This is a genomic window from Mesorhizobium sp. M1403 (assembly GCF_040317695.1).
Lineage (GTDB): Bacteria > Pseudomonadota > Alphaproteobacteria > Rhizobiales > Rhizobiaceae > Mesorhizobium.
Window position 1 is genome coordinate 1 of record NZ_JAMYKY010000064.1, and the last position, 8,207, is coordinate 8,207.

An 8,207-nucleotide genomic window follows, 5' to 3' on the forward strand; every position below is an offset into this window, starting at 1 on the left:
CTGGCCCGTCTGCTTCACTGCCATCGCGATTCCCTCAGACCGTCCACCTCAGAGAATCACAATCAGCGAATTACGCAACAGGCCCGTATAGTGACGGGGAGAAGGGCGCTGTCTCTGACGGTTTTGCCGATTTCCACCGTTGCAAGAAGGGTGCCGGCGTCGCGGCCGGCTTCTTTCTCCTCGTTTACGGGGAGAAATGCCCGGTAGCGCAATGAGGGGCGGCGCCAGCCTCAATGATTGGTCGTCTCCGACTGAGTTGAAGCCACCATCTGCTCGAAGCGCGCTTACCTCTGCGCCAGCCTTGCGCTTTCCACGGCAATGCCGAGCAGCGCCTGGCGTGCCAGCGCGGTCGACAGATCGGGCCGCCGGCGCGTCTGCAGCACCGCCGTCTGCAAGCGGGTCAGGGCGCGGCCGAGCGCCTCGCTGCTCCAGCGTTCGAGGGCTTTCTCGACCAGCTTGCGCCTGGAGAAAAACACCGGCGGGCGCGCCGCGGCTACGACCGAAGCGGCATTGCGGCCGCCGGCGTCCATCAGGCCGCGCATCGCCTGGATCGTCTGCAACTGCCGCATCGCCGATGAAAGCACCAGGAAGGGCTGGCCGCCGGACTGGCAATGGCGGGTGAAGGCGGTGTCGAAGTCGGCGATCCTGCCTTCGAGCAGGGCGTCGACGGCCGCATCGAAGGAGAGGCCGGAGACATCCCCGGATGTCGCCTTGACGTCGTCGAGGCCGATTTCGGCCTGGCCATGTGCATAAAGCACCAGCTTTTCGATCTCGCCGCGCGAGGCCAGCCGGTCGCCGCCGAGGTTGCGGCGCAGCGCCTGCCGCGCCTCCAGCGTCATCGACATGCCAGCCTTGCGCAGTTCGTCGTCGATGACCGTGTCAATGTCCCTGGCCTCATCGGCGTAGCAAGGCAGAGCCATGGCATTGTCCGCCGCCTCCACCACGCCGCGCAGGCCGACGCCCTTCTTCAGGTCACCGGCCTCGATCAGGATAATGGCATCGCGCGGTGGCTCGGCGGTCAGCGCCCTGACGTCGTCGGCAAGCGCCTTCTGAGCCCCAGCGTTGCGCACCCATAGCAGGCGCCGCTCCGAAAACATCGGCATGGTGCGCGCCTCGTCGAGCAGGCGGCCCTCGTCGCGATCGACCTCCGATCCGTCCAGCCTGACCACCGAGAACGGATCGTCGAGCGGCAGGCCGGTCCTGGCGGCAAAGGCCTTTGCCCGCTCGGCGACCAGCCCACGATCGGGACCGTAAAGCAGCACGATCGAGACGCGCGGATCCGGCTTCGCGAGCCATGAATCGACCTCGTATGCTTTCTTCTGTACCATGGTGTTGTGGTTAGCATGGCGAGAGCTCCGGGTGAACCACAGGCGCCGGCCTGCTAGTTCTTGTCCTCGGGGGATTGCAGGATGCTATCAGGCTTGAACGAAGTATCGGCAGCACCGAGGCGTTCATAGTCCGTCATTGCCGCGTCAAGCGATTTGTCTTTCTCGACCGACCACAAAGTCACTGAGGCCAGATAATTTGTGAAGGCGTTCTGCTCTCTTGCGAAAATGGCGGCCAAACGCGAGTCGTTTTGGAAAAGGCGATCGAGTTCCTGTTTGATTGCAACGTCATTCTTCGCCAGCGACCGTATAGCCCATACAGCCGATGCCACCGTCATCACACGCATCATGTCTTTTGATGCCTGGCTCTTGGGGCACCCATATTTCCGGCATGCAGCGACAATCATGATATTCTCGGGGCGACCTGGAGCCACCGCACCCGCGAATTTCCCCATAACAAGGCCGATGCGGATTGCGTCCGCCGCGATGCCGTCACGGCTGGTCGAAGATTTTCCAGAATATGATCTATGTAGGACAAGTCTCCTGTCGCCATATAGGCGCCAAGCAGCAGATCATTGTCCAACGGGACAAAGAGGGGTGTCAACGTTTTCAAAGGCATGGCACCGGGGGATGCTGCATCCTCCAGCTTTCGGCTCGACGCGAAACGCCGCGCTTCGTCCGTGAGACCAGCCTTGTGCAGAGCGGCCAGATAAAGGTCAGCCGCGCGATCGGAGGGCACGCCATCCAGCAGTTTTCGTCGCATCTCCGGCGAGCCGTCGAACAATGCAGCGAAAAACCCGGTTATCGTTCCGTTTTCAGCGCTGGACGGAGCTTGATCCAAGGTTGTGATAAGCCGGTCAATGCAGGCAGCATCCCTCGTGCGATAGTACGTGCCGATGCAATCGTCCGACTGAGCGAAAGCTGGTCGACCGGATCCAACCAGAAAAGCTACAATCGCCAAAGCGACGACGGCCCTCGATCTGCCTTGCATTCCCGCCTCTCTCACAACGATGCCGTCAGGATAAGGTCCTGAATGGTAGGCGCAACTTGAATCGCTGGATGTGCGGGCTCGTCAAAGGCAAGCTCACCCCGGGACATATCGTCTGTTGCGGCAATCGTCGGCAAATTTCTGCTAAGTTGCGTGCTGCCGTCCAACATCGACAAGAAATTTCGCAGACACATCTTCATCTTGTGCGCGGCAGGCTGCATCGGCGGGAGCCGAAGGACCGAAGCCCTGCCCGACGAATTGGCACTGGTCCGGCGGTGTGCAAATATCTTGGCCGGGCAACAGTGGAGGACCGAAATCATGGCCGATGCCGGAATGTTGCGCTTCCATGTTCCGGAGCCGGAGGTGCGGCCGGGCGGCACGCCGGATTTTTCAGACGTGACCATCCCCAAGGCCGGCTCGGTGCCGCGCCCCGAGATGGACGTCGATCCGCGCACCATCCGCGATCTGGCGTTCTCGATCATTCGCGTGCTCAACCGCGCCGGCGAGGCGGTCGGGCCGTGGGCCGGCCTGCTTTCCGACGAGGAACTGCTGGAGGGGTTGCGCCACATGATGACGCTGCGCAGCTTCGATGCACGCATGCAGATGGCGCAGCGCCAGGGCAAGACTTCCTTCTACATGCAGCATCTCGGTGAGGAGGCGGTGAGCTGCGCCTTCCGCAAGGCGCTGGCGCCGGGCGACATGAATTTTCCAACCTATCGGCAGGCCGGCCTGCTCATCGCCGACGGCTATCCGATGGTCACGATGATGAACCAGATCTATTCGAACGAGGCCGATCCGCTGAAGGGCCGGCAGCTGCCGATCATGTATTCGTCGAAAGAGCACGGCTTCTTCTCGATCTCCGGCAACCTGGCGACGCAGTACATCCAGGCGGTCGGCTGGGCGATGGCTTCGGCGATCAGCAATGACCAGAAGATCGCCGCCGCCTGGATCGGCGACGGTTCGACCGCCGAATCCGACTTCCATTCGGCGCTGGTGTTCGCCTCGACCTACAAGGCGCCGGTCGTGCTCAATGTCGTCAACAACCAGTGGGCGATTTCGACCTTCCAGGGCATCGCCCGGGGCGGCTCCGGCACTTTTGCTGCCCGCGGACTGGGCTTCGGCATCCCGTCGCTGCGCGTCGACGGCAACGACTATCTCGCCGTCCATGCGGTGGCCAAATGGGCGGCGGAGCGGGCGCGCAACAATCTCGGGCCGACGCTGGTCGAATATGTCACTTACCGCGTCGGCGCCCATTCGAGCTCCGACGACCCGTCGGCCTACCGGCCGAAAGCCGAGTCCGACGCGTGGCCGCTCGGCGACCCGATCGTCAGGCTGAAGAACCACCTCATCCAGCGCGGCGTCTGGTCGGACGAACGCCACGCCCAGGCCGAGGCCGAAATCCTCGACACGGTGATTTCAGCGCAGCGGGAGGCCGAGCGCCACGGCACGCTGCATGCCGGCGGCAAGCCTTCGGCGCGCGACATGTTCGAGGGCGTCTATGCCGAGATGCCGCCGCATCTCAGGCGCCAGCGCCAGCAGGCGGGAGTCTGACCATGCCGCGACGGACCATGATCGAGGCAATCCGCGACGCCATGGACGTGTCGATGGCGCGCGACGGGCGCGTCATCGTCTTCGGCGAGGATGTCGGCTTCTTCGGCGGCGTCTTCCGCTGTACGCAAGGCCTACAGGCAAAATACGGCAAGAGCCGCTGCTTCGACGCGCCAATCAGCGAGGCCGGCATTGTCGGCGCGGCCATCGGCATGGCGGCCTACGGGCTGAAGCCTTGCGTCGAGGTGCAGTTTGCCGACTATGTTTATCCGGCCTATGACCAGATCGTCTCGGAAGCGGCGCGGCTGCGCTACCGATCGAACGGTGATTTCACCTGCCCGATCGTGGTCAGGATGCCCACCGGCGGCGGCATTTTTGGTGGCCAGACCCACAGCCAGAGTCCGGAGGCGCTGTTCACCCATGTCTCCGGGCTGAAGGTCGTCGTGCCGTCCAATCCGCATGACGCCAAGGGCCTGCTGATCGCGGCGATCGAGGATCCCGACCCGGTGATCTTCCTGGAACCGAAGCGACTTTATAACGGGCCCTTCGACGGTCATCACGAGCGGCCGGTAACACCATGGTCGAAACATGAGCTCGGCGAAGTCGCCGACGGCCATTACACGGTGCCGCTCGGCAAGGCGATGATCCGCAGACAGGGCGGTGCGGTCACCGTACTTGCCTATGGCACGATGGTCTATGTCGCCCAGGCGGCGGCCGAGGAGACCGGCATCGATGCCGAGATCATCGATCTGAGAACGCTGCTGCCGCTCGACCTCGAGACGATCGTCGCCTCGGTCAACAAGACCGGGCGCTGCGTGGTCGTGCACGAGGCGACGCTGACATCGGGGTTCGGCGCCGAACTGTCGGCGCTGGTTCAGGAAAACTGCTTCTACCATCTGGAGGCGCCGGTGGCGCGGGTCACCGGCTGGGACACGCCCTATCCACATGCGCAGGAGTGGGACTATTTCCCCGGTCCCGCCCGGGTTGGCCGTGCCTTGCTTGAAACCATGGAGACCTAGCGTGGGCGAGCATATCATCAAGCTGCCGGATGTCGGCGAAGGCGTCGCCGAGGCGGAACTGGTCGAGTGGCACGTCAAGGTCGGCGATCTCGTGCGCGAGGACGCCGTGCTGGCCGCGGTCATGACCGACAAGGCGACGGTCGAAATTCCCTCGCCCGTCGATGGCGAGATCCTTTGGCTCGGCGCCGAGATCGGCGACACGGTGGCGATCGGCTCGCCCATCGTGCGCCTGAAGGTGGCTGGCGAGGGCAACGTCAAGCCGCCACGGGACGTTGAGGCGGGCGCCAAGCGTACCCCCACCCCTGACCTTGCCGGGGCGAGCCACGGGTCTCGCCCGTCCTTCGGACCCCCACAAGGGGGAGGGGGACGAGCTTCGGCTCCCAAGGCCGACGCCAAACCAGTCCCACCTCCGTCAGAAAGCGCTTCTGCGCGCGAAAGTGAGCCGGCAACGGTATTCCCCTCCGGTGGGGGTACTGCGCCGATCTCCGGCGCGCGGCGTCCGGAGGGCGAGAAGCCCTTGGCCTCGCCGGCCGTCCGCCTCAGGGCGAAAGAGGCCGGCATCGACCTGCGGCAAGTTGTGGGGAGCGGCCCGGCCGGTCGCATCCAGCATGAGGATATCGAGGCTTTCCTGGCGCGCGGACCCGGGCCCGCCAAGATTGCCGGGCTTGTCCGCAACGAGGCGGTCGAGGACATCAAGATAGTCGGGCTCAGGCGAAAGATCGCCGAGAAGATGACGCTGGCCAAATCGCGCATCCCGCACATCACCTATGTCGAAGAGATCGACGTCACCGCGCTCGAGGATTTGCGCGCCGCGCTCAACAAGGAGAAGCGGCCGGGCGCGGACAGGCCGAAGCTGACGCTGCTGCCGTTCCTGATGCGGGCGATGGTCAAGGCGATTGCCGACCAGCCAAACCTCAACGCGCTGTTCGACGACGAGGCCGGCATCATCCACCAGCATGGCGGGGTCCATATCGGCATCGCCGCGCAGACCCCGTCGGGGCTGGTGGTGCCGGTGGTCAAGCACGCCGAGGCGCGCGACATCTGGGATTGCGCAGCCGAGGTTGTCAGGCTGGCTGAGGCAGCAAAATCCGGCACGGCGACGCGCGACGAGCTCTCTGGATCGACCATCACCATCACTTCGCTCGGGGCGATGGGCGGTGTGGCGACGACGCCGGTGATCAATCATCCGGAAGTGGCGATCCTCGGCGTCAACAAGATGATGATGCGGCCGGTGTGGGACGGCACCCAGTTCATCCCGCGCAAGATGATGAACCTGTCCTCCAGCTTCGACCACCGCGTCATCGACGGCTGGGACGCTGCGGTGTTCATCCAGCGGATAAAGGCGCTGCTGGAAACGCCAGCGCTGATTTTTGTGGATTGAGGAGATGAATAGAATGTTGCGGCGGTGCGGAACGATCGGGAGGCTGGAGGGACAGCGCCCCCCTCTGCCTTGCCAGGCATCTCCCCCACAAGGGGGGAGATTGGCAGTTTCCGCGCTCCGACCGCTCCTGCGACGGCGGCGATTGGCGAAGGCGGAGGCGAGATCCAATCTCCCCCCTTGTGGGGGAGATGTCCGGCAGGACAGAGGGGGGCGCGAAGGATCGCCACAGAGCGCCCTTTTCCGAGCCGCTGCATGGGGCACGACATGAAGGAAATCTCCTGCAAGCTGCTCGTCATTGGCGCCGGTCCCGGCGGCTATGTCTGCGCCATCCGCGCCGGCCAGCTTGGCATCGACACGGTTATCGTCGAGTTCGGCAAACCGGGCGGTACCTGTCTCAATGTCGGCTGCATCCCGTCCAAGGCGGTGATCCATGCGGCCGAAGAGTTCGAAAAGGCGTCGCACATGGCCGGCGGCAAGAGCCCGCTCGGCATTTCAATCGCAACACCATCGATTGATCTCGAAACGACCATCGCCTGGAAGGACGGCATCGTTAGCCGGCTTAACAGCGGCGTTGCCGGCCTGTTGAAGAAGGCCGGGGTCAAGACCGTGCACGGCTGGGCGAAATTCCGTGACGGCAAGACCGTCGAGGTCCAGACCGAAACCGGGATGCAGGTGGTCCGCGCCGAGACGGTGGTGATCGCCACGGGCTCGGCGTCGATCGAATTGCCGTCGCTGCCCTTCGGTGGGCTGGTGATATCGTCCACCGAAGCGCTGGCGCTGAGCGAAGTGCCGGAAAGGCTTGCCGTCGTTGGTGGCGGCTATATCGGGCTGGAGCTCGGCATCGCCTTCGCCAAGATGGGCGCCAAGGTGACCGTGGTCGAGGCTTTGCCGCGCGTACTGGCGCAATATGATGCCGAACTGACCCGGCCGGTGGTGAAGCGGCTCGCCGAGCTCGGGATCGAGGTGCTTGTGGGCGCCAAGGCCAAGGGGTTGTCGACCAAGGGCGATGCGCTGCTGGTCGAGACGAAGGACGGCAAGAATGCCAAGATCGTTGCCGACAGGATTCTGGTCACCGTCGGGCGCAAGCCGGTGGTCGAAGACTGGGGGCTCGAGCAGATCGACCTCGACATGGCGGGAAAATTCATCCGCATCGACGACCAGTGCCGCACCTCGATGCGCGGCATCTTTGCCGTAGGCGACGTCACCGGCGAGCCGATGCTGGCGCACCGGGCGATGGCGCAAGGCGAAATGGTCGCCGAGATCGTCGCCGGCCACAAGCGCAGCTGGGACAAACGCTGCATTCCCGCTATCTGCTTCACCGATCCGGAGCTGATCACCGCAGGCCTGTCGCCGGAGGAGGCAAAGGGGCTCGGCGGCGAAATCAAGGTCGGATTGTTCCCCTTCGCCGCCAATGGCCGGGCGATGACGAAGATGGGTGAGGAGGGCTTTGTCCGGGTCGTTGCCCGCGCCGACAACCATCTGGTGCTCGGCATCCAGGCGGTCGGCCAAGGCGTGTCGGAACTGTCGACGGCCTTCGGCCTGGCCCTGGAAATGGGCGCGCGTCTGGAGGACATTGCCGGCACCATCCACGCCCACCCGACGCAAGGGGAGGGTTTTCAGGAAGCGGCGCTGAAGGCGCTCGGGCGGGCGGTGCATGTTTGAGGGCAGGTGATCTCCCCCTTGAGGGGGAGATGGCCGGCAGGCCAGAGGGGGTCGGTTCGACTGGATGCGACCTCCCTTGCGACAGATGGAGGTTAGCGCTCTACGCGAGGCGACCCCCTCTGTCGCCTTCGCCGACATCTCCCCCCCTCAAGGGCAGGGCTATCGCATATGAGTGATGGCATTGATGAGATAGTCGTCTTTCCAGGCGCATTTCTTGATGCGATGGCTGATGGGAACTTTGGCAGCATCGGCGGCCTGAAGGATGTTTCTGGCGAGGCGATTGA

General features: G+C 64.1%; 7 protein-coding genes. 4 read left to right on the plus strand and 3 right to left on the minus strand.

Annotated features, from left to right (window positions below; genetic code table 11):
• Positions 1 to 284: 284 nt before the first annotated feature.
• Genes holA through NKH01_RS34575 form a run of 3 tightly spaced genes read right to left on the minus strand, consistent with a single transcriptional unit; the run spans position 285 to position 2,316 of the window.
• Positions 285 to 1,328 (minus strand): DNA polymerase III subunit delta, encoded by a 1,044-nt coding sequence (gene holA / locus NKH01_RS34565; RefSeq protein ID WP_353024675.1) that lies wholly within the window; start codon positions 1,326 to 1,328, stop codon positions 285 to 287.
• Positions 1,329 to 1,381: 53 nt separating this feature from the next.
• Positions 1,382 to 1,732 carry a hypothetical protein gene (locus tag NKH01_RS34570; RefSeq protein WP_352861618.1) on the minus strand — a complete coding sequence of 117 codons (351 nt, stop codon included), beginning with the start codon at positions 1,730 to 1,732 and terminating at the stop codon, positions 1,382 to 1,384.
• The gene (locus NKH01_RS34575; RefSeq protein WP_353024676.1) at positions 1,729 to 2,316 is read right to left on the minus strand and encodes a hypothetical protein; all 588 of its coding nucleotides are present in this window, start codon (positions 2,314 to 2,316) and stop codon (positions 1,729 to 1,731) included. The genes NKH01_RS34570 and NKH01_RS34575 overlap by 4 nt, the downstream gene beginning before the upstream one ends.
• A 315-nt stretch (positions 2,317 to 2,631) precedes the next feature.
• Between NKH01_RS34575 and NKH01_RS34580 the strand changes: the two genes are divergently transcribed.
• The 4 genes from NKH01_RS34580 to lpdA all read left to right on the plus strand — a co-directional run bounded on the left by NKH01_RS34580 (position 2,632) and on the right by lpdA (position 7,923).
• Positions 2,632 to 3,864, plus strand: coding sequence for a 3-methyl-2-oxobutanoate dehydrogenase (2-methylpropanoyl-transferring) subunit alpha (locus tag NKH01_RS34580; protein WP_353024677.1), 1,233 nt, complete (start codon positions 2,632 to 2,634; stop codon positions 3,862 to 3,864).
• 2 nt (positions 3,865 to 3,866) lie between these two features.
• Positions 3,867 to 4,880, plus strand: coding sequence for an alpha-ketoacid dehydrogenase subunit beta (locus tag NKH01_RS34585; RefSeq protein WP_353024678.1), 1,014 nt, complete (start codon positions 3,867 to 3,869; stop codon positions 4,878 to 4,880).
• Position 4,881: 1 nt separating this feature from the next.
• A complete protein-coding gene (locus tag NKH01_RS34590) occupies positions 4,882 to 6,261 on the plus strand; it encodes a dihydrolipoamide acetyltransferase family protein (protein WP_353010888.1) in 1,380 nt (459 codons plus the stop codon).
• Between the two features lie 264 nt (positions 6,262 to 6,525).
• Complete coding sequence (lpdA, locus tag NKH01_RS34595) at positions 6,526 to 7,923, plus strand: dihydrolipoyl dehydrogenase (protein ID WP_353024679.1); 1,398 nt, start codon at positions 6,526 to 6,528, stop codon at positions 7,921 to 7,923.
• Positions 7,924 to 8,207: the final 284 nt, after the last annotated feature.